The following is a 21,255-nucleotide window of genomic DNA, read 5'->3' on the forward strand; positions in this document are numbered from 1 at the left end:
ACGACGTAGAAAAGCTGGGTACCGATGCAGCGCGCCAACGAGTGGTTCTTTGCCCGGGGTTCCCTGGAGCAGCCGGGATGGGAATCCGTTGTCGACGCGGGCATCGACGAATGGCGGCACACCGGCATCCGCGTGGGCGCATTGGAGCACGGCGACGAGCTGACCCTTGAAGCGGGCGACATCGAACGAGTGTTTGTCCCGCTCTCCGGCTCATTTCAGGTGGAGTCAATCGCAGCGGGCGATGAGCCAGTCTTCGTCGACCTGGCCGGTCGTTCATCCGTGTTTGACGGGCCGACGGATGTGTACTACCTCGGTGCGGGTTCGTCGGCGACCGTGCGCGGCACCGGTCGTATCGCCATCGCCTCTGCGCCGACCGAGATCCGCCGGCCAGCGCAAAAAATTGAGCGTGGAGCCGTCCCGGTCGAATTGCGCGGCGCCGGACGCTCAAGTCGCCAGGTGCATAACTTCGGAATCCCGGGCACCCTCGATGCGGCCAAACTCATCGTCTGTGAGGTGATCACTCCGGCCGAGAACTGGTCGTCCTACCCGGCGCACAAGCATGACACCCACGTCGACGGCGAAGAGTCGCGCCTGGAAGAAATCTACTATTTCGAGGCTTCCGTCACGCGAGGCCGAGAGGCGCCGGCCGTTGCCGATCCATTCGGACTGTTCAGTACGTACAGCTCGGATGCAGGGGCCATCGACACCAACGCAATCGTCCGAACCGGAGACATCGCGCTCGTGCCGTTCGGCTACCACGGTCCGGCAGTCGCAGCGCCTGGATACGATCTGTACTACCTCAACGTGATGGCGGGTCCCGACGAGGAACGCGTCTGGAATATCACCGATGATCCAGCACACTCTTGGATCCGTGAGAGCTGGGCTGACCAGCAACTCGACCCACGTCTTCCTTACACTCCATCGCCGAAAGGACACCGTCGATGACGACGCGCAGAATGACAGTTGGCCAGGCACTCGTCGAGTTCCTCGCCCACCAATGGACCGTCGACGGGGATATTCGCGAGCGCACGATCCCTGGCATGTTCGGGATTTTCGGGCACGGAAACGTCGCCGGCGTCGGTCAGGCGCTCAAGCAGGCTTCCCTCGAAGATCCGCTCCTCATGCCCTATCACCAGGCGCGGAATGAGCAGGCCATGGTGCATGAGGCCGTTGGGTTTGCTCGTATGCACCGGCGCCGCGCCACATACGCCTGCACCGCTTCGGTCGGGCCCGGCGCGACAAACATGCTCACCGGAGCCGCCTTGGCGACCACGAACCGTCTCCCGGTGCTCCTGCTGCCCTCCGACACTTTTGCAACGCGCGTGAGCGATCCCGTTCTGCAGCAACTTGAGTTGCCGCATGACGGAAGCATGTCGGTTAACGACGCGTTCAAGCCACTCTCACGCTTCTTCGATCGGGTCAACCGTCCGGAGCAGCTCTACTCGGCTGCGTTGTCGGCAATGCGCGTGCTCACCGACCCCGTCGAATCCGGGGCAGTCACACTGTCGCTCCCCGAAGACGTGCAGGCCGAGGCGATTGATGTGCCCGTCGAGTTCCTGGCCGACCGTGAGTGGCACATCCGTCGGCCCGTGCCGGAACGCCTGGTTCTCGCCCGGGCCGCTGAGGCGATTCGTCGGTCCCGGCGCCCGATGATTGTCGCCGGCGGTGGCGTCATTTATTCGGATGCCGCTGCCGCGCTCGCGCGGTTCGTTGAGCAGACCGGCATTGCCGTCGGGACCTCGCAGGCGGGTGTCGGGTCGCTTCCGTGGGATCACGACTTCTCCCTCGGCGCGGTCGGCTCCACCGGCACGACGGTGGCAAACCGGTTCGCTGCCGAGGCGGACCTGATCATCGGGATCGGTACCCGATACAGCGACTTCACGACCGCCTCACGCAGTGCATTCCAAGACCCCGACGTGACGTTCATCAACATCAATATCGCCTCCTTCGACGCGGTGAAACACGGCGCAACGGTCGCCATGGTGGCTGACGCGCGGGAGGCCCTTGACGCGCTGGCGAGCGCGGTCGGCGACTTTCGCACCTCAGCGGAGTACGAAGCTCGCGTCGCGCGCGGCAAAGCAGAATGGAACGGCATCGTCGATGCGGCGTTCCGCCCGAGCGGGCGACCGCTGCCGGCACAGTCCGAGATCATCGGCGCGGTCAACGAGGCATCTGATCCCCGGGATGTCGTCGTGTGCGCAGCGGGTTCGCTGCCGGGCGACCTGCACAAGCTGTGGCGGGTTCGGGACGACCTCGGCTACCACGTCGAGTACGCCTACTCCTGCATGGGCTACGAGATCGCGGGGGGCCTCGGTGTGCGCCGTGGCGCCCCCGATCGTGATGTCATCGTCATGGTCGGCGACGGCTCCTACCTCATGATGCACACCGAACTCGTGACGGCCGTTGCCGAGCAGATCAAGCTCATCGTCGTGCTCATCCAGAACCACGGATTCGCATCGATCGGCGCGCTCAGTGACACCGTCGGTTCCCAGCGATACGGCACAAAGTACCGATTCCGTGATGAGGAACGCAACGGATTCGAGCGAGGCGAACCGCTTCCGGTTGACCTCGCCCTGAACGCCGAGAGCCTGGGGGTCAGCGTGATCCGGGTCGAGCCCTCGATAGGCGTCATCGCTGAGCTGTCGACAGCTGTGGCTCGAGCCAAAGCGTCAGACGGTCCTACCCTCATCCATATCAATAGCGACCCTCTCCTTTTCGCCCCGTCGGGCAACGGCTGGTGGGACGTGCCGATCGCCGAAGTGTCGACGATGGAATCGACCCAGCGAGCGAGGGCCGAGTATGAGGACAAGCGCACGGCGCAGCGGCCATTGCTGGGCTGAGGCGCTCGAAAATGCTAATGTCAACACATATGGCGACGACGCCGACGTATCGGATGTAGGAGCAGACCAATGGGTCAAGGCGAGAGAACCCTTCCGTCAGAACTTTTCATGGATATTGATCGTTCAGGTCCGATTCCTCTCTACTACCAGGTGGCCACCCGGATTGAGGATGCGATCCGGAATGGAACTCTTCCTGCCGGTTCGCGGCTGGAGAACGAGGTCGCGCTCGGCGAGCGGCTGGGGCTTTCTAGACCCACTATTCGGCGAGCGATTCAAGATGTGGTCGACAAGGGACTCTTGGTGCGCCGGCGCGGCATCGGCACTCAGGTCGTGCATGGAGAGGTCGCGCGTCAGGTCGAACTCACGAGTCTGCACGAAGACTTGGCGCGCTTGGGGCGGCATCCCTCGACCGCCCTGCTCCTCTCGGAGGTCGTGCCAGCGGATGCGACGATGGCCGAACGTCTGTCAATTGCTGAAGGCTCGCCGCTGCTACACCTGCGCCGGTTGCGCAGCTCCGACGACATGCCCCTCGCTGTGCTCGAAAACTACCTCCCGGGTGATTTCATTGATCTCAGCACGAGCGAGCTCACCCAGTTCGGTCTCTATCAGGTGCTCCGCGCCCGTGGCACGACGATGAGAGTGGCCCGTGAACGCATCGGCGCCCGCACCGCAACCGCCGAGGAGAGCGAGCTGCTCGACATCAATCCGTCGGGGCCGGTTCTCACGATGGAGCGCACGGCCTATGACAATTCGGGGCGTGCGGTTGAGTTCGGGCAGCACTGCTACCGCCCGGATCTCTACTCGTTCGTGGTGACCCTGGTCGATCGCTAGCTCGCGACGACTGCGGCGATGCCAGCGAACACGGCAGCGACGCCCCACCATTGCACCGGCTTCAAGCGTTCGTGGTGAATCTGGCGAGCAAGCAGAACCGTCACCACGGGATACAGCGACGCCAGCACCGAGACGACCACGATCTCGCCGAAGCTCGAGGCCGTCGCAAATAGCCAGTTCGCACCGACGCTGAGAAGGCCGACGGCAATCGCGCCGATGAGGATGCGCCCCCTCAGCACGAGGCGAGTTCTCCGAACCAGGGCGATTCCGATGAACAATGCGCATGAAACAGCATTGCTGATGAGCAGGGTGCCCGGAACGGACGCAGCGCTACCCCTGGCCAGGGCAAGGATCGCAAGACCAAAAGCGACCGCGGCGACAACCGACAGAATGACCGCAGTGCGACCGTCCCGGGAACCCTGGCGACCGCTTCCTTCTGGCCCAGCCGCCAGCACGGTGCCCACGATCAGCACGGCAAGGCCGAGGCCCGCGACGATTCCGACCGTTTCACCGGCAAGGAGGCCGGCCAGCACCGGCACGACGACACTCGCCGCAGAGATGGGTGCGACCACGCCCATCGTGCCGCGGGCCAGCGCTGTGTAGAGCGCCGATAAGGCAATGGCATTGGCAACACCAGCCGTGATGCCCCACAGCAAGGCATCCAGTGGGATCTGCTGGGACACCGCACTCACCCCGCTCGGAAGCAGGGCGATTGTCGCCACCACCTGCGCGACAAGCAGCACACGAAAGGCGCTGACGCTGCGGCTCAGAGTGCCCCCAATGAAGTCCGAGAGTCCGAAGAAGACACTGGAGAGGAGGGCGAGCCCGATGGTCAGCATCGTGCTCCGCCTGCTGTGGCGCTCACCGGTCGAGCATCCCGGTCGAGAGCGCAGCGCCAAGCAGCCCAGAATGAATGCCGAGCTCACCCCGCGCGATCGCTGGAGCATCCGGACGCGTGGACTCCGCGGTGGCGTACCCCGACTCGGCGCGCGCACGCAGCGTTGAGTCTGATACGCCGATACCCCCGCCGAAGACGATGACGTCGGGGTCAAGCAATGCCGTCGTCCAAGACAGCGCCTCGCCGAGTGCCCGTGCGGCGGTGTCGAGCACGTCGGCGGCCACTGGGTCACCGGCTTCGGCCAGGGCGAGCACCTCTCGGGTCTCCTCGACGGTGTTGCCTGAGCGCTCCGAGTAACGCATGGCAATGCCCTTGCCCGACGCGAACTTCTCCAAGTTCGCCGTCCAGGTGGGGTCGATGCGGGCTGAAACTCCGAATTCACCGAAGCCGATCGCCTCGCCTCGACGGCCGGCGACTGCAACGCCGCGTTCCACAAGAGACCAGGACAATCCAGTTCCCCACGACACATAGGCGACTCGGTCGAACCCGCGACCGGCGCCGAGAACGGCCTCGGCCACGGCGCCGCAACGCACGTCCGATTCAATCGTGACGGGCACAGACACGGCGAGGAGTTCAGCGAAGAGGCCGGCCGGTTGCTGGTCCCAGGCGAGGACATCCCGGCTGCGGATCAGCCCGCCGCTCACATACTCGGGAAAACCGGCGCCGACGGCGAGCACCGTGACGTCTCGGTCTGTTGCGGCCCTGACCAATTCTTCGGTCACCGTGCGCACCGTGCGGAGCCCGGGATCGATGGATCCGGGAGCGCCACCGGTAGAGCGCTCGATTGTGCACAGCACCTCGCCCGCCGGAGTGATCAGCCCGCCAAGCGCCTTCGTGCCTCCGATGTCGAGGGCGAGGACGGCAGCGGTCATGGGGTCCAGCCTTCGGGCATGAGCGGGCCAGCGCCAAGGAAGTATTCGGCAGGCTCGCTGTCGCGGACCATCATGCGTGCCCGGCAGCCGGCCGGGAGATACGCGACGTCTCCGACATTGAGTGTGCCGACAGTGAAGGTCTCACCGGCCTCATCGCAGATGTCGACCCAGAGCCGGCCGGCGGTGCAATAGAGGGCGCTCTCGTTCTCGACGGGTCGGAAGCTCTCAAGTCCGCCCGGGTTGACCGTGCCACGCACTACACGCAGGTATGGAGTGTCGGCCAGTGTGCCGACGAGGTGGCTGACCGAGTCTTCGGCGAACGACCACAGATAGTCTCTCTCGGTGATCGGAAGCAGAGTGCGAGCGGCCTGCTGCGCCTCACGCTGCTCCGGCCACCGACCGGCCCAACGGTCATCGCTGTAGCGCGAGGTTTCGAGGTACGGCTGAACGCGGGCATAGTCGGAGGCCGTGCCGCGCGAGGGTGGGGGCGACAGAAACTCGAGCACTCGCACGCTCTCGGTGGGCGACGGGTTGAAGCCGTGGTGCCAGGTGTCGCGGCGGAAGAGCACCGCTTCGCCGGTCGCCAACGGAAGTACCTCGCCGGTTTCCGGGTTGGTCAGGACAAGACGGCCCTCGACGACGATGTAGACCACGTCGGCAGCGAAGACTGTCGGATTCAGCGGGCTGTGCCGAAATGAATTGCCGGGTGCCAGCTGATACTCGAGAACGTGGAGAGAATCGGTCGAGAGAAAGACACGGTCGCTGACGGACCCGGCTTCGGGGTCGCCCCAGAAGTGATGACGGGCTTCGGCGTTTCTGATGAACGCGGGCGCGCGGTTATAACTCGGACGAGGGGTGGATCTGCGCACGAACTGTGCTCCTTTGAAAGGTCGATGGTCAGATGTGGAAGTCGGGCTGAGGCGGAGGGGTCAGGCCAATGGGGTGAAGAGGTCGGCTTGGAAACGGTAGGCATCGCCGCGGTAGATCGTGGTGCCGGTTGAGATCGCCGAGCCGTCGAGGGCAAATGTTGTTTCTTGGCCAGAGAGAACCGGGGAGCCTTCTGCGATATCGAGCAGCCCGACCAGCTCGCCGGACGCGGCGATGGCCTGAACGGTGTACGCGCACCGAGCCACGGTGATCCCGCACACCTCTTTCAGGGTTTCGTACAGCGACGCGTTGGTGAAATCGATGGCGCCGAGTTCGTCAACGCCGATCGCGATGATGTTCGTGTCCACGCACACTGGTACGTCGCCGAGGCTGCGACGCCGCCGGAGCTCAAGAACCCGGGAAGACGGCGCAATCCCCAGGCGGGCGGCCTCTTCGAAGGTCGAAGGGCGCACGAGCTGACTGAGGACGTCGGTGATCGGATTGAGCCCGCGGGCCCGCGCCATTTCAGTGAAGCTCTGGAGAACGCTGGGTGGTTCACTCAGCATCCGAGACGTGACGAACCAACCGCGCTGCGCCGACGACTGAACGACGCCGTCGTCGGCGAGCTGAACAAGAGCATGCCGCAGCGTGGTTCGGCTGACGCCGACCTGGGCCGCGAGTTCTCGTTCACCGGGAAGGCGAGACGACGGAGGGTAGACGCCGCGTCGGATGGCTTCGGCCAACGAGTGGCGGGCAAGCGCGACGGCGGGGCTGCTCGAACTGTCTTCAATGGTCACGGGATGAACATACCACTTAGACCAAAGCAACGTGCAATAAACCAGAATGTCGCTACTGGTTTATAGGATCGCTCCACTGGATCAACTGATCTATGCTAGCTTGTCAGGACATATAAACTCGCCGATGTGCGAACACCTCTTGGAAGGTCAGCAAAGATGCAGATCCTAAAGCGCAAGAAGAACTGGGCCGTTGCCGCCGCCGCACTTGGCGTCACCGCGCTCTTGGCCGGTTGTACCCCGCCCGGTGGTGCGGCCGGTGACGCTCCCGCAGCGAACATCGTGACCATCGATGCTCCGGTGACCCCGGCCGAGGTAGCAAAACTCGGTGACGTCACCCTGAAGCTGTGGGCGGATTCCGGTGAGGAGGCAACCCTCGCGGACTTCGTTCCTCAGTTTGAGAAGAAGTACCCGAACGTCACGGTCAAGGTCACCATCAAGAGCTTTGACGACCTGGTGAAGACGGTCGTCAATGCCATGAACTCCAACGATGCCCCCGACCTCGCCCAGGGGAACCAGGGATACGCGGTCGACGGCATGCTTGTTCAGGCCAAACTGATCCGCCCGCTTGACGACGTTGCCGCGGCCTACGGCTGGGACAAGACCTACTCGAAGTACTCCCTCGACCAGTTCCGTTGGAACGATGAGGGAACCAAGTGGGGAGCAGGCACGCTCTACGCAAACTCGCCGGTCACTCAGTACATCGGTGTCTTTGAGAACAAGGATCTGCTCGCCCAGGCCGGGGTCGCCGTCCCGACCAGCTTTGAGGAGATGGCCGCCAGCCTCCCCGTGCTGAAGGCTGCCGGAGTCACCCCGATCGTTTTCGGCAATTCGGACAAGCAGGCCGCCATGCACCTGATGGGGTCCCTCGCCGGCCGCTGCCAGGCTGCCAGCGATGTGAACGACTGGGTTGCCGGCGTGAGCGGAACGACATTCGCCAACGACTGCAACACCCAAGCCGCTCAGACGCTTGTCGATTGGGCGAACGCGGGTTATATCGCAGAAGGGTTCAACGGCGTATCGATGGATGACGCGGCGAACCGTTTCGCCCAGGGCGGTGGCGCCTACTTTATCGGTGGCGACTGGCTGGCTCAGCAGATCTCCGCCACCAACGGCAACTTCGGGTTCAGCAACCTGACCGGTGACACCGGCAAGCTCGTGAGCACCGGAGCCTCGGGAATGGGCTGGCACGTCAGCTCCAAGTCGGCCGCTTCGCTCGCGGCCATCGCCTTCGTCGGGGACTTGCACGCGCAGGACTACGGACAGTCGCTCGCCGACCAGAACCGTGTCCCGATCGCCAACCCAGCCGCGACGTCGACGAACCCTCTGATGAATGACGACTTCAAGGCTGCCGGCAAGTTGCTGGGCGAAAACGGCCAGACCGCATTCCTCGACTGGGCGACGGACGATATGTACGACGTTTTCGGCTCCGGATTGCAGGAACTGATGGCCGGTCAGAAGACCCCGGAGCAGTTCGTCACGGCGATCCAGGACAACTGGGCCGCTTTCCAGGCCAAGTAGCCGCACACCTGCTCGATCGGCGGTGGGCGGCCTCGGCCGCCCACCGCAACCTAACCCTGGTGAGGACAACTCGATGCGCATTAGACAACATCTGCGCCGCTACACATGGGCCTATCTCTTCATAGCGCCTGCCTTCGCTTTCTATAGCGTCTTCGTGCTCTCACCTCTGGTGAAGACGGTGCAGATCTCGTTCTACGACTGGAACGGTGTCACTGCGGCGCAGCTCGTCGGACTCGACAACTATGTCAGGGCCCTCACCGACCCGAAGATCCTTCAGGCGCTCGGCCACTCGCTCGTCTTTTTCTTCTTCTATGCCCTCCTTCCGATCTTCATTGGCCTCCTGTTCGCCGGCATCTTCGCCCGCACACAGGTCTGGGGGCTCACCTTCTTCAGAGCGGCACTGTTCGTGCCGCAGATCCTCTCCACGGTCGTCGTCGCCGTCGCCTGGCGCTGGATCTACGATCTGAACGGCCCGCTCAACTCGATCCTCACGATGCTCGGCTTCGGCGACCTGGCCAGGGCCTGGCTCGGCGACTTCCAGACCGCGCTTCCCGCGGTCGGCCTCATCGGCACCTGGGTGATGTACGGGCTGTGCATGGTGCTCTTCATCGCCGGCGTGCAGAAGATCTCGCGAGAAACCTATGAGGCAGCCCGCATCGACGGCGCCGGCCCCATCCGCGAGTTCTTCGCGGTCACGTTGCCGGCCCTCCGTGGCGAGATCATGTTCGCGATGATCTTCACGGTCACCGTGGCGCTGCGTAATTTCGACATCGTCTGGAACACCACGTCGGGCGGGCCGGGCGATAGCACCAAAGTGCCGAGCGTTTTCATCTATCAGGCGGCTTTCGTGACGCGAGAGATCGGATACTCCGCGGCGATCGGCGTGCTGCTCACGCTGTTGATTCTCGGCGTCACCGGAATCGTCGTCGCGACGATGCGGGAAAGGGACTAATCGTGGTTGAACGATCGCGCGAGAAATGGCTCGCCTACGTGGTTCTCATTGTGGGAACGCTCATCGCCCTCTATCCGTTTCTCTCGATTCTGAGCCTTGCGCTGAGCGAACCGGGAAACCGGCCGACGGGGTTCAGTATCCCGACCAGTTTCAATTTCGGAAACTTCACGAAAGCCTGGACAGACGGTCACTTCTCGACGGCCCTCGGATCAAGCGCAGTCGTCTCGATCGCGGTCGTGGTCGGAACGATCGTCCTGGCAATCCCGGCCGCCTACGCGTTCGCGAACTCGAAGGGCTTGATCTTCGGTGTACTCGCTGCGGTCATGCTCGTCGGCCTGGTCATGCCCTACGAAGCGATGATCGTTCCGCTCTATGAGATGTTCAAAGACTGGAACCTGCTGAACAGCTGGGTCGCCCTGATCCTGCCGCAGATCGGGTTGTCACTCTCGCTGGCGATTCTGTGGCTCCGCACCGCGTTTGCCTCCGCACCGCCCTCGCTCGCTGAGGCCGCTGCGATCGACGGGGCGGGTCGTATCCGCACCATGACGTCAATCACGGTTCCGCTGATCATGCCGGCCATCATGACGCTGGCGACGCTTCTCTTTCTCTTCACCTGGAACGAGTTCCTCCTCGCCCTCGTGTTGATCCCCGACAACGCTGACGCCCAGACCGCGCCGCTCGCCCTGTCTTTCTTTGCCGGCAATCGCCGCACCAACGATCCGGCGGTGACGGCCGCTGCGGCAGTTCTCGTCGCACTTCCCGTGCTCATCGCGTACATATTTTTCCAACGTCGGTTCATCAGCGGAATGCTGAGCGGCGGAGTCAAGGAGTAACCCATGCAGAACCCTCCCCTTCTCATCGATAACGCGGATGCGCTCGGTCGCACGTTGGCGCTCGAGATTGCCGATGGCATTCAGGATGCGCGTGACAACGGCCGTCGCTATGTGCTCGGCTGCCCGGGCGGCCGCACACCGCGTCCTGTCTACAACGCCCTGGCCGAAGTAATCGCAGAACGCGGCCTCGAACTCGACCACGTCGTGATCGCCATGATGGACGAGTACGCGGTAGACACCGCAGACGGCTTTGCCGCCGTCGAGTCCGACCTGCACAACAGCTGCGTGCGTTTCGGCCGGATCGAGATCCTCGGGGTTCTGAACGCTTCAGCACCCGCCAGCCAGATACCCGCCGAGAACCTCTGGGTTCCGAGCCCGGCCGAACCCGAGACCTACGAGGCACGGCTGACCGAGGCTGGCGGAATCGACCTTTTCATCCTGGCCACCGGCGAATCCGACGGCCACGTTGCGTTCAACCCTCCCGGCAGCGCCGAGGAATCGCGCACCCGAGTGGTCAAGCTTCCCGACACGACGCGACACGACAACCTGGGTACTTTCCCCCAGTTCGCCTCGATCGAGGAGGTTCCCCTCTACGGCGTGACCGTCGGCATCCGCACCATTGCGGAGCAATCCCGCCGCATGGTCATGCTCATCCTCGGTGAGCACAAGGCTGTCGCGTTCCAACGAATCACCGCGGCCAACGGGTACGACGAGACTTGGCCGGCGACTGTCGTCGTGCTCGGTACGAACTCAAGTATCTACGCAGACCATCTCGCCGCCGGCACCCAGCAGTAACGAACCACACCTCTCGAAAGGCACGACAGTGACAGAAACTCCCCGCGTCCGGCTCGGCGTCATCGGCCTCGGCTTGATCGCCCAGGCCGTGCACCTGCAGAACCTGAACACGCTCCGCGAACTGTTCGATGTGACCCACCTGTGCGACCTCTCGCCCAGCTTGGCCGCGACGGTCGGAGCAGAGTGGGGTCTCAGTAACGGCGTCGCCCCGCGCCTCTCCAGCGACACAGCGGAATTATTCGCCGACCCCAACGTCGATGCCGTCCTCATCCTCACGCCGGGCACCCATGCGTTCCTCACTCGGCAGGCACTCGCGGCAGGCAAGCATGTGCTCGCTGAGAAGCCGTTCTCGCACACCATCGCAGAAACCGTTGAGCTGACCGCGCTGGCCGAAGCCAACGAGCGGGTTCTGCAGGTCGCGTACATGAAGTTCTTCGACCCGATCATGGCGCGGGCGCGGGCCGAGATCGAGCGCATCGGCACCGTCCGGCTCGTGCGCGTCACCGTGATGCACCCCGACGACGACCCCCAGTACGCCCACCAGCGGTACCAGCGATTCGCCGATGCCGACATCTCGAAGATCGCCGATGCGATCGCCTATGAAGACGAGCGACTGACCGACGCCGTCGGCGAGGTAGAGGAACCCTTCCGCTCCATCTACAGCGATGTCTTCCAAGGTTCTACCGTGCATGAGATGGCGGTATTGCGTGCGCTCTTCGGAGAGCCGGAGTTCGCCATCGACTACGCACAACTCGGCGAGGTGACCCTGGGTCAGAAGCTTACCGCGCCCCCGCAGATGCAGGCCATCGGAACGCTCGGCGACACCCAGCTCATCGTCTCGTGGAACTGGCTGCCCGACTACCCCGAATACGGCGAGGAGATCACGATCCTCGGCTCTGCCGGACGCATCACGCTGCGGATGCCTGGCCCCTACCTGCGCGATGCCCGTGCCGAGCTCGTCGTCGAGAGCAACTCGGGTGACGAGCGATCCACGAACCGCATTGTGAGCGAGTTCCGTACCGGTTTCGTGCACGAACTGATCGCATTCCACGACTCGATCACGACCGGTGCACCTGTGTTGTCGACCGCAGCGGGAGCGGGCTGGGACAATGCCGGACTGCAGGCCATCACGGCCGCACTAGCAGCTCGCTACGGCGCGACCATTGGCGGCGAAGCCGCAGAGGGCGGCACGGGACGATGACGCCGCGCACCGTTGACGAGGTCAAGTCCACGCTCGCTACCCGCATCGCCGCTGCTCCGATCAGCTTCGGAGTCTTCGGTGACATCCGCCTCGAGGTGACCCCGGCCGAGCTCGTCGCGGTCATCGCGGAGACCGGGCACCACGGAAGCGAGCTCGGGCCTCCCGGATTCTTCGGCCCGCTCGACGGGATCGACCCGATGTTCGCCGCCGCCGCAGTGCAGCCACTTGCGGCCTACGTGCCGCTACACCTGGCCGAGACGGAAGAGGTTTTCGAACGCGACCTCGACCAGCTTCGGGCCACCCTCGCAGAACTCGTCGCCTCCGGCAACCCGAACACCCTGGCGGTCCTGGCCGACGAGGGTGATGAGAGCCTTATCGCGAACCCGTTCCGGGGGCCCGAGCCGCGTCTCGATGACGTCGCGTGGGAGCTCGCGGTGACACGGTTGAACATCGCCGCGGGCCTGGCCGAAGCGGCGGGAGTCGGCGTCACATTCCACCCGCATTTCGGGACCTATGTCGAAAAGGCATCGGAGATCGACCGTTTGCTCGCCACGACGGACCTGTCGCTCTGTCTCGACACCGGCCATTTTCAGATCGGTGGAGCGGAGCCGCTCGAATATCTGCGCGCGCATGGTTCGCGGGTCAATCACGTTCACGTTAAGGACGTCACACTGTCGGTCTTTGACGACGCACAGGCCAACGGTTTGTCGGCGGACCACCCCTGGTGGAACGAGCTGGCCTGTCGGCTCGGTGACGGCGACGTCGATCTCGACGGCTTTCTGGCCGAGTTGGTGGCGCAGGGCTATGACGGCTGGCTCGTGATCGAACAAGATCGCGCGGCAGTCACGCCGGAGACCTGGGCAGAAGCGGTTGCTGACCAGCGGCACAACGTGTCGTGGCTGTCGGGCGCCCTCGCGCGCGTTTCCTGACAATCACCCTCAGGAGGGCGTCCCCATCGGGGACGCCCTCCTTTTTGTCTCATCAGCTTGCCGTGCCACGCTGGGAAGGAATACAACGAAGGAGCACCGCATGAGGTTGTTGTTGATCCGACACGGGCAGACCCCCTCGAACGTTCTCGGCGCGCTCGACACGCTGGTGCCGGGCCCCGGGCTCACCGAACTGGGGCTCGAACAAGCCGCCGCGATCCCGGCCGCCCTCGCCGACGAGAACATCGGCGTGCTGTTCGCGTCGGTGCAGACCCGGGCGCAACTCACCGCGGCGCCGCTCGCGGCATCCCTCGGACTGCCGGTGCAGGTGCGGGAGGGGCTGCGCGAGATCGCCGCCGGCGACCTCGAGATGGCAACGGATGCCGCCTCAATTCGGATCTATCACGAGGTCGCGTTCGGCTGGGCCGCCGGCGATCTCGAACGCCGCATGCCGGGCGGGGACACCGGCGTCGAAACGTTCGGACGATTTGACCGAGTGATCGACGAGGCGGCGGCGAGCGGGCACGGCACGGTCGCCTGTGTCGCGCACGGGCAGATCATCCGGGCGTGGACGGCGGGCCAGGCACTCAATCTGGATGCCGACACCGCCTCCCGGCACGTGCTGCACAACACCGGAGTGGTCACCCTCGAGGGTTCACCGGCCGACGGCTGGACCGTGCTCTCCTGGACCGGCACCGCCCTCGGCGGCCCGCGACTCGACGAGGGGATGGCGACCGGCCCCGGCGGGTTGCCCGACTGAGCAGGCGGCATCCACTCGCACTGATCTCCCACGCTGTTCCCGTTCGACGGAGATTCTCCCGATTCGGCCCGGATTCGAGCCGAATCGAGCTGTTTTCTGAAGAATCTCCGTCGAATGGGGAGCCGCACGCGCGATGCGGGGTCAGCTGGGCAGCGGCACCGGATCGGCTTCGCCACCCGCACCCACGATCCGGCGCAGGATCAGGCGCTCGCCAAGACTCCAGCTCACCGTGACGAGCAGGTAAACGCCGGCCGCGAGCGGCACGAACGCGGCAATCACCGCCGTCATGAACGGGAGAAAACCCAGGATACGGGTGAGCCCGGACAGATCCGGCATCCCGGGTGCTGCCGGTGCGGTAGCGGGCGTCGCGATTGGCTGGGGGAGTAGCCTGCGGGACAGCTGAGCGACCCCGGCGATCACCGCGATCAGCACCGCGAACACCGCGAAGGCGGGCCAGGTCAGGGATCCCGTCGAGATCAGATGAGCGAAGTTCGAGCCGAGCGGAATGCCGAACAACGTGTCGCTCAGCAGGCTGTTCGGATGCCCGTTGATCGTGGGCAGGATGAACAACGCATAAATCGTCGACACGACCGGAATCTGCAGGAGCAGCGGCAGACATCCGGCCAACGGCGACGCCTTCTCGTCGGCGTATAGCTTCATCGTGGCGCGTTGTAGCGCCTCCCTGTCTTTTCCGTGCCGACGCTGCAGTTCGGCCAGGTGCGGGGCGAGGCGGGTGCGCTGCTGGGCGGCACGCGCCTGAGACAGGCCGACGGGAATCAGAAGTGCGCGAACGAGAAGAGTGATGAGCACGATCGTTAGCGCAGAGCTGGAGGCGCCGAGCAACGGGTGAAGCGCGGCCGCGAGGCCGGTGATGAGCGAGTAGGCGGCGTCGAGAACTGTCGCGACGGGCCCAAAGGTATAGAGGTCCATTGAAGTGTCCTTCTGGGGTCATACGGAATGGGAACCGGATGGCCGCGCAGAATCACAGCGCGTACGAAACGCACCCCAAGCGAGCGCCGCGAGGGCGCCGAGAGAGCGAAGCGAAGTGAGCTGGGTTACGCGACCGAGGGGTCGCATCCCGGGGCTCGAGGGCGCGGTCGGCCCGCCGCATTCGGATCGCTCTGCGAGAGGAGCCGAGACCGGTCGACGGTTTGCAAGTAGCCGCGCGCGATGACGGATGACGCCCGGTCGCCGAGCGACACGGCCAGAAGCACGACACAGAGCGCGATTGCGGCGGCGGTCACACCGACGGCACCGACGACGGCAAGGGCAGTGATCGGGCCGTAGCCGGCCCAGACCAGCTCAAGGCTGGCGACGAAATAGCGCAGGAGGAGTGCGATGAAATCGAGCATGATCCTCCTTCGTCGTATCGTCGGGCTGGTGGCGCACTCTGAGGTGTAGCACCGACGCTACCAGGGCACGATCTGAGTGTCTCCCTGCCGAGTTTGAGCGTTGCGGTCGAGTTTGACCGGCGGAACAGGGATTCTCGACCGGAACGGTCAAGCTCGACGAGGGAACCTACGCAGGCCCGACCGCGACCGGCGTGCCGTGCAGCGTGAGGTACACGACCGCGCCCGGCTCGGGATTCTCGCGCACCCCGTGCTGCACATTGATCAGCGTGTCGTCGGCCAGGCGCACCCGGGTGCGACGCAGCGAACCCAGAAAACTTGACGACACCACCGTCGCGGCGATCCCCGCCGCGGCCAGGTTGATGTCTTCCGGACGCAACAGCACCAGCACCGGCCCGTTCGCGGTTTCAGGATGCAGAAGCGGCAGCCGCTGGCCAAGCACCTCGACGCCGCCGGCGGAGACGATGCCCGGAATCCGGTTGCTCAACCCGATGAACTCGGCCACGAACGGCGTCGTCGGGCTCCGGTACAGCTCCTCCGGCGTGCCGATCTGCTCGATGTTTCCGGCCTGCATCACGGCGACACGGTCGGCGACGGCGAGTGCTTCCTCTTGGTCATGCGTCACGAACAACGTGGTGATGCCGAGTTCGGTCTGGATCCGGCGGATTTCCTCCCGCAGTTGCACCCGCACCTTCGCGTCGAGTGCCGACAGAGGCTCATCGAGCAGAAGAACGCGCGGTTCGGTGACCAGCGCGCGGGCAAGCGCCACGCGTTGCTGCTGCCCGCCGCTGAGCTCATGCGCATACCGATTGAGGTGGCTGTCGAGGCCGACCATCGACAGTGCTGCGGCCGCGCGGGCACGCCGGTCTGACGCGTTCACCTTGCGCATCCGCAACCCGAATTCGACGTTCTCGCCCGCTGTCATATGCGGAAACAGCGAGTAGGACTGAAAAACCATTCCCATGTCGCGCTTGTTCGTCGGCTGCTCGGTCACGTCTTCGCCGTTGATCAGGATGGTGCCGGAATCGATGGTCTCCAGGCCCGCGAGGGCGCGCAAGGCCGTGGTCTTGCCGCATCCGCTCGGCCCGAGCAGCGCCACGAACTCGCCGGGTTTCACCGACAGTGACAGGTCGTTCAGCGCGTGCTGAGCGCCATACGTTTTCGTGATGCGGGAGAGCTCGACGGCGACGCCCTGCACTGAACTCAACAGCGAGGTGGTCGGCGGTAGTGACGTCACGATGGGGTCTCCTTCTTGGCGCGCTCAGAGCGCTTGGTGTGCTTCGACCCGCTCGTCGACCCGGTCACGGCGCCGAAACGGCCGATGATCAGCAACAGCAGGAAGACAAACAAGAGCGCCAGCAGCGCAATGATGACCGCGACGTACGGGTCGCTCTGCGACATCAGCAGAATCGCGGTCTGCAGGTTCTGTCGGCTGAGCAGCGACGCAATGGTGAACTCGCCGAGCACCACGGCCACCGAGATGAACGAGGCAGCCAGGATGCCGCGGCGCAGGTTGGGGATCAGCACCCGCCAGAACACGCTTCCCCAGCCGGCACCCAGCGACCGGGCGGCTTCACTGAGGGTGTTCACGTCGATGGCGCCCAGGTTCGACTGGATCGTGCGGTAGGCATACGGCAGCACCGTGATGCCGTAGGCGAATGACAGTGTCCAGACCGAACTGCCAAAGATCGACGCCACGACCGAATACACCGGTGCGAGCCCGACGACGAGAACAATCGCCGGAACCGTGATCGGGATGATGCAGATGAATTCGAGCACCCGGCGCAGCGCCGGAAACTTCAGCTGCACCAACACCATGGTCGGCAGCAGAACGAGCAAGACGATGGCGACAGTGACAACGGCCAATATGAGCGAATTGACCAGGCCGACGTAGAGCACCTGATATTGCGCGGCGTTGGCGGGGTCGAACAGGCCCGTCCAATGGCTGAGGGTGTAGCCACCGGCTAGGCCTTTGCGCAGGGTGAACTCGATCATCGAGAGAATCGGGATCGCGAAGATCGCCCCGATGATGCCGAGGATCAGACGCCGCACCAGGGGGCTCGGCGCGATTCCGACCCGCTGCGCTGGGCGGCGGCTCACTTCTGCCACCTCGTCGTACGCGCCTGCAGGAAGGAGTACGCGGTCATCACGACGACCATCACGATGATCATGCCAAGCGCAAGTGCGCCGGCCATGTTCTCACGCCCGAGAATCGTCTCGCTCACGAGTGCCGCCCGAATTTGCAACGGCACGATCTGCGAGCCCTGACTGATCAGCGCGGCGGCGGTGGCATAGGCCGAGAAAGCGTTGGCGAAGAGCAGCAGCAGGCTGCCGAAGAAGGCCGGGGCGAGGATCGGGGCGGCGATGCGCAGCCAGTAGGTGAGCCGGCTGCCGCCGAGCGTGGCGTTGGCCTCCGCCCACTGCGGTTTCAACCCGTCCAGTGCGGGAAGGAAGGTGATCACCATGAGCGGTACCTGAAAGTAGATGTAGGGCAGGATCAGCCCGGGAACCGTGTAGAGCCAGACTCCGTCGGCGTAGATGCTGAAGTGGAACGTCGACTCCAGCCACACCGTGACCAGGCCCTGCACTCCGATGGTCGCGATGAACGCGAAGGCAAGCATGACGCCACCGAACTGGGCGAGCACGCTCGACGCCGACTCGATCATCAGCCGCAGCCGCCCGTCGGGGCGGGTGCCGAGCAAGGCGTAGCAAATGAGCGCACCGACAATCGCACCGACGACCGCCGTCAGCGCCGACACCCAGAACGACGCAAAGAAGGTGTTCAGGATGACTGGATCGAACAGCGCGGCGATGTTGCCGAACGTGAAGTTGCCGTCGTTGTCGAAGAGCGCCGTTCCGAGGGCGATGATCGTCGGCACGGCGAGAAAGATCAGCACGTAGAAGGCGAACGGGGTCAGCCCGAGAATCGAGAGGCCGCGCTTCGCACGGCGGATGGGCGCGGGCCCGGTGAGATCGTGACGCCGGGGCGGGGCCCCGGCGTCACTGCTCTCGCTGGCTGGCGCAGCAGCGACAGTCATGGTCTGCTACTGGCCGATGGCCGCAGCCCAATTCTTCGCCAGCAATGCGTTGGCTGCATCCGTCTGCTCCGTGGTGGGCGTGACACGGTTCGCCGGCAGCTCGCCGACCGTGTCGAGGGCCTTCTGGTCCACAGTTCCGGCGGCGGTCATCGCGTCAATGGTGACCGGGTAGGCGCCGGCGGCGAGGAACAGGTTCTGTGCCTCGGGGCTGAAGATGAACTCCTGCCAGAGGCGGGCGGCCGCCGGGTGCGGGGCATCCTTGTTGATCGCCTGGTTGTAGTAGCTGATGTAGGCGGTGCCCGGGAGGGTCGTCACCTTCCAGCCGTCGACCGTTGCTGCGGCAGCAAGGTTGGTGTAGCTCCAGTCGAAGACCACGCCGGTCTCACCCGAGGCGATTGTCGCGGGGGTCGGGTTCACGGTGAGGAAGTTGCCGGCGGTGTTGAGCTTGCCGAAGAAGTCGATTCCCGGCTGGAAATTGTCGAGTGTTCCACCGCTCTGCACCGTGGCCAGACCGACAGCGGCAAAGGCCGCGCCCGACTGGGTCGGGTCGCCGTTGATGGCGACGGCACCCTTGTAGTCGGCCTTCAGCAGATCATCGAGGCTGGCCGGCTTCGGGTACTTGTTCGAGTTGTAGCCGACCGACATGGCGCCGGTGTAGTCGTTGACCCAGAGGCCCGTGGCTTCCTTGTTGTCGGTCGGGATGTCGCCCCAGTTCGCCACCTGGTACGGCGCGAACATGTCGGTGTTGGCCAGGGCGACGGCGGCGCCGAGGTCGAAGACGTCGGGCGCGGTGTCCTGACCCTTGTTGTCTTGGGCGGCCTTGATCTCGTCGGCGCTCGATCCCTCGGGGTTGGCCGAGTTGACGGTGAGGCCGTACTTCTCTTTGAAGGCCGCGATGATCTTGCCGTAGTTGGCCCAGGTGTCGGGGAGGGCGATGACGTTGAGCGTGCCCTCCTTCTTGGCCGCGTCGACCAGCTGGTCAAGACCACCGAAGTCGGCGGCGCTTGTCGCGGTTGCCGCGTCGACGGCCGAACCGCTGGAGGTGCTTTCGCTGGTTCCGCCGGTACTGCATCCGCTGAGTGTGAGAGCTGCAACTGTGGCAACCGCGAGGAAGGCGGTGGCCGTTCGAGTCTTGAACATTGTTCCTCCGTGGACCAACTTCAGGCCGTCCGTGCTGTGACGGACAGTTGGGTGCCGGCTGCTGGCTACCGCTCGTCATGCTAGCGCAGCAACGAGGTGGAATGGGGGTTACGATTTGGTTAACGCGCGGTTCTTTGGTATAGATGCGCTGAGGCGCGACGGGCATGGCCTAGGGTGAAAGTTCGCGTCGATTTTCGGCCGGTCGAGGCGCCCTTCGACGCGGCCTTGCTATCAAGGGGGCACATGCTGCGTATCGATTTCTTCACAGACTCCACGCTGACCGAGGTGGTTCTGCTGCTGCTGGCGTTCGTTTTGTCGGCCGTCGTCGGCATCGAGCGGCAGCGCAAACTGAAGAGCGCCGGCCTGCGCACCCACACGCTCGTTGGGCTGGGCGCCGCAGTGTTCACCCTGATCTCGGCCTACGGGTTCAGCGCCGTGACCGGTCCGGATGTCGTCCTTGACCCCTCGCGCATCGCGGCGCAGGTCGTGTCGGGCATCGGCTTTCTGGGGGCCGGCGTCATCTTTGTGCGTCAGAACGTGGTCAATGGGCTCACCACCGCAGCGACGGTCTGGATGGCTGCCGCCATCGGCATGGCCTGCGGAGCGGGGATGCCGGTCATCGCGGTGATCGCGACGGGCTTGCACCTGGTGGCCGTCACCCTGCTGCCCCTGATCGGCCGCCGCATCCCGTCGATCGACAAGGATCAGGTTTTCGTCGTCTCCTACAAGGAGGGCCGAGGAGTGCTGCGCGATATTCTCACCCGCGCCACCGAGCTCGGCTACGAGGCATCCCTCGCCAAGACCCGTCGCATCGAAGTCGCCGGAAAGGTGCCGCGCGTCGAGGCCGACATGCGCTTTCGGCACGGCAAAGGCCCGCTCGAAGACCTCGTCGAGGGTCTGTCGGAGATTCGTGGAGTGATCTCTGTGCAGGTCACCAAAGACGAGAACGAGTAGCTCGTCTCGCACCGGCCCGGTGATTGAGCCTGTCGAAATCACGCAACCGGGTCTCGAGACTGGCCCACCGGGTCTCGACAAGCTCGACCACCGATTAGGGCTCGACCACCGATTAGTGCTTGCCGCCGAGCTCGAGAAGGCCGACGCCGCCGATCACAAGCACGAGGCCGACGATCTGCATCCAGGTCAGCGACTCCTTGAAGAAGACCCAGCTGACCAGCACGATGCAGACCACACCGATGGCCGACCAGATCGCGTAGGCGATGCCGAGCGGCACGCCACGGCTGAGCGACTGCGAAAGCGCGGTGAACGAAGCCACATACCCGACGACCACGACGACATACGCCCACCACTTCGGGTTTTCGCCGGCGGTGTACTTGAGAAAAGTCGTCGCAATGACCTCGGCGACGATGGCCAAGGCCAGAAAAAGATAGCCCAAGATGCGGTGGTCCTTACGGTTCGGCGTCAGGTTTCGACAGGGTTTTCGACACAGTTTCGGCGGGGCCTCGGCAGGTAACTACGGGGTCTCGGCGATGTCTCGGCGGGAAAAGGGCGGGCGCTCGGTCGGGCAGATCCCCCGATTGGGGGCGTTTAATGTCTAACGTCAGGCCATTGACATCATCATGGAGCCCGCGCCACAATCAGTCAACATCGTCAACTGTGTCATCTCTAACAGATAGGCAG

The 21,255-nt window shown here is 64.4% G+C and carries 22 protein-coding genes; 11 read left to right on the forward strand and 11 right to left on the reverse strand.

Going from position 1 to position 21,255, the window contains the following annotated elements; all coding sequences use genetic code 11:
* Positions 1 to 24: 24 nt before the first annotated feature.
* The 3 genes from iolB (at position 25) to AC1DCF_RS06235 (ending at position 3,671) form a co-directional block, all read left to right on the forward strand.
* On the forward strand, positions 25 to 945 hold the full coding sequence (gene iolB, locus AC1DCF_RS06225) for a 5-deoxy-glucuronate isomerase (protein WP_477210271.1): 921 nt from the start codon (positions 25 to 27) through the stop codon (positions 943 to 945).
* Positions 942 to 2,840 (forward strand): 3D-(3,5/4)-trihydroxycyclohexane-1,2-dione acylhydrolase (decyclizing), encoded by a 1,899-nt coding sequence (gene iolD / locus AC1DCF_RS06230; RefSeq protein WP_477210272.1) that lies wholly within the window; start codon positions 942 to 944, stop codon positions 2,838 to 2,840. The genes iolB and iolD overlap by 4 nt, the downstream gene beginning before the upstream one ends.
* Positions 2,841 to 2,909: 69 nt before the next feature.
* Positions 2,910 to 3,671, forward strand: coding sequence for a GntR family transcriptional regulator (locus AC1DCF_RS06235; RefSeq protein ID WP_477210273.1), 762 nt, complete (start codon positions 2,910 to 2,912; stop codon positions 3,669 to 3,671).
* On the opposite strand, the gene AC1DCF_RS06240 is transcribed toward AC1DCF_RS06235, so the two are convergent.
* Genes AC1DCF_RS06240 through AC1DCF_RS06255 form a run of 4 tightly spaced genes read right to left on the reverse strand, consistent with a single transcriptional unit; the run spans position 3,668 to position 7,105 of the window.
* Positions 3,668 to 4,510 carry an EamA family transporter gene (locus AC1DCF_RS06240; protein WP_477210274.1) on the reverse strand — a complete coding sequence of 281 codons (843 nt, stop codon included), beginning with the start codon at positions 4,508 to 4,510 and terminating at the stop codon, positions 3,668 to 3,670. The two genes, AC1DCF_RS06235 and AC1DCF_RS06240, sit on opposite strands and share 4 nt — an antisense overlap.
* A 22-nt stretch (positions 4,511 to 4,532) precedes the next feature.
* On the reverse strand, positions 4,533 to 5,441 hold the full coding sequence (locus AC1DCF_RS06245; protein ID WP_477210275.1) for an ROK family protein: 909 nt from the start codon (positions 5,439 to 5,441) through the stop codon (positions 4,533 to 4,535).
* Complete coding sequence (locus AC1DCF_RS06250) at positions 5,438 to 6,310, reverse strand: cupin domain-containing protein (protein ID WP_477210276.1); 873 nt, start codon at positions 6,308 to 6,310, stop codon at positions 5,438 to 5,440. Before AC1DCF_RS06250 ends, AC1DCF_RS06245 begins: the two co-directional genes overlap by 4 nt.
* A gap of 60 nt (positions 6,311 to 6,370) precedes the next feature.
* Positions 6,371 to 7,105, reverse strand: coding sequence for a GntR family transcriptional regulator (locus tag AC1DCF_RS06255; RefSeq protein WP_477210277.1), 735 nt, complete (start codon positions 7,103 to 7,105; stop codon positions 6,371 to 6,373).
* Between the two features lie 156 nt (positions 7,106 to 7,261).
* On the opposite strand from AC1DCF_RS06255, the gene AC1DCF_RS06260 reads away from it, so the two are divergent.
* From AC1DCF_RS06260 to AC1DCF_RS06290, 7 genes are all read left to right on the forward strand, one after another.
* Positions 7,262 to 8,623 (forward strand): ABC transporter substrate-binding protein, encoded by a 1,362-nt coding sequence (locus AC1DCF_RS06260; protein ID WP_477210278.1) that lies wholly within the window; start codon positions 7,262 to 7,264, stop codon positions 8,621 to 8,623.
* Positions 8,624 to 8,696: 73 nt separating this feature from the next.
* Positions 8,697 to 9,575 carry a carbohydrate ABC transporter permease gene (locus tag AC1DCF_RS06265; protein WP_477210279.1) on the forward strand — a complete coding sequence of 293 codons (879 nt, stop codon included), beginning with the start codon at positions 8,697 to 8,699 and terminating at the stop codon, positions 9,573 to 9,575.
* A 2-nt stretch (positions 9,576 to 9,577) separates the two neighbouring features.
* Positions 9,578 to 10,408, forward strand: coding sequence for a carbohydrate ABC transporter permease (locus AC1DCF_RS06270; RefSeq protein WP_477210280.1), 831 nt, complete (start codon positions 9,578 to 9,580; stop codon positions 10,406 to 10,408).
* Between the two features lie 3 nt (positions 10,409 to 10,411).
* Entirely contained in the window at positions 10,412 to 11,203 is a 792-nt protein-coding gene (locus AC1DCF_RS06275) for a 6-phosphogluconolactonase (RefSeq protein WP_477210281.1), read from the forward strand.
* A 28-nt stretch (positions 11,204 to 11,231) separates the two neighbouring features.
* On the forward strand, positions 11,232 to 12,404 hold the full coding sequence (locus AC1DCF_RS06280) for a Gfo/Idh/MocA family protein (RefSeq protein ID WP_477210282.1): 1,173 nt from the start codon (positions 11,232 to 11,234) through the stop codon (positions 12,402 to 12,404).
* Positions 12,401 to 13,333, forward strand: coding sequence for a TIM barrel protein (locus tag AC1DCF_RS06285; protein WP_477210283.1), 933 nt, complete (start codon positions 12,401 to 12,403; stop codon positions 13,331 to 13,333). Before AC1DCF_RS06280 ends, AC1DCF_RS06285 begins: the two co-directional genes overlap by 4 nt.
* 100 nt (positions 13,334 to 13,433) lie before the next feature.
* The gene (locus AC1DCF_RS06290) at positions 13,434 to 14,090 is read left to right on the forward strand and encodes a histidine phosphatase family protein (protein WP_477210284.1); all 657 of its coding nucleotides are present in this window, start codon (positions 13,434 to 13,436) and stop codon (positions 14,088 to 14,090) included.
* Positions 14,091 to 14,231: 141 nt separating this feature from the next.
* Here the strand turns inward: AC1DCF_RS06290 and AC1DCF_RS06295 are convergent, their stop codons facing one another.
* The 6 genes from AC1DCF_RS06295 to AC1DCF_RS06320 all read right to left on the reverse strand — a co-directional run bounded on the left by AC1DCF_RS06295 (position 14,232) and on the right by AC1DCF_RS06320 (position 19,617).
* Positions 14,232 to 15,020, reverse strand: a complete 789-nt coding sequence (locus tag AC1DCF_RS06295) for a YidC/Oxa1 family membrane protein insertase (protein WP_477210285.1) — start codon at positions 15,018 to 15,020, stop codon at positions 14,232 to 14,234.
* 125 nt (positions 15,021 to 15,145) lie between these two features.
* Positions 15,146 to 15,442 carry a DUF6412 domain-containing protein gene (locus tag AC1DCF_RS06300; RefSeq protein WP_477210286.1) on the reverse strand — a complete coding sequence of 99 codons (297 nt, stop codon included), beginning with the start codon at positions 15,440 to 15,442 and terminating at the stop codon, positions 15,146 to 15,148.
* 166 nt (positions 15,443 to 15,608) lie between these two features.
* On the reverse strand, positions 15,609 to 16,676 hold the full coding sequence (locus AC1DCF_RS06305; RefSeq protein WP_477210287.1) for an ABC transporter ATP-binding protein: 1,068 nt from the start codon (positions 16,674 to 16,676) through the stop codon (positions 15,609 to 15,611).
* The gene (locus tag AC1DCF_RS06310; protein ID WP_441789498.1) at positions 16,673 to 17,539 is read right to left on the reverse strand and encodes an ABC transporter permease; all 867 of its coding nucleotides are present in this window, start codon (positions 17,537 to 17,539) and stop codon (positions 16,673 to 16,675) included. The genes AC1DCF_RS06305 and AC1DCF_RS06310 overlap by 4 nt, the downstream gene beginning before the upstream one ends.
* Positions 17,536 to 18,477 carry an ABC transporter permease gene (locus tag AC1DCF_RS06315; protein WP_477210288.1) on the reverse strand — a complete coding sequence of 314 codons (942 nt, stop codon included), beginning with the start codon at positions 18,475 to 18,477 and terminating at the stop codon, positions 17,536 to 17,538. Before AC1DCF_RS06315 ends, AC1DCF_RS06310 begins: the two co-directional genes overlap by 4 nt.
* Before the next feature lie 6 nt (positions 18,478 to 18,483).
* Positions 18,484 to 19,617, reverse strand: a complete 1,134-nt coding sequence (locus AC1DCF_RS06320; RefSeq protein WP_477210289.1) for an ABC transporter substrate-binding protein — start codon at positions 19,615 to 19,617, stop codon at positions 18,484 to 18,486.
* A 243-nt stretch (positions 19,618 to 19,860) separates the two neighbouring features.
* Between AC1DCF_RS06320 and AC1DCF_RS06325 the strand changes: the two genes are divergently transcribed.
* Positions 19,861 to 20,571: an MgtC/SapB family protein gene (locus AC1DCF_RS06325; RefSeq protein ID WP_477210290.1), complete on the forward strand. Its 711-nt coding sequence runs from the start codon at positions 19,861 to 19,863 to the stop codon at positions 20,569 to 20,571.
* A gap of 112 nt (positions 20,572 to 20,683) precedes the next feature.
* Here AC1DCF_RS06325 and AC1DCF_RS06330 read toward each other — a convergent pair whose 3' ends face one another.
* Positions 20,684 to 21,010: a DMT family transporter gene (locus tag AC1DCF_RS06330; protein ID WP_441789502.1), complete on the reverse strand. Its 327-nt coding sequence runs from the start codon at positions 21,008 to 21,010 to the stop codon at positions 20,684 to 20,686.
* Positions 21,011 to 21,255: the final 245 nt, after the last annotated feature.

The sequence above is a fragment of the Leifsonia sp. 10L418 genome, from assembly GCF_056395445.1.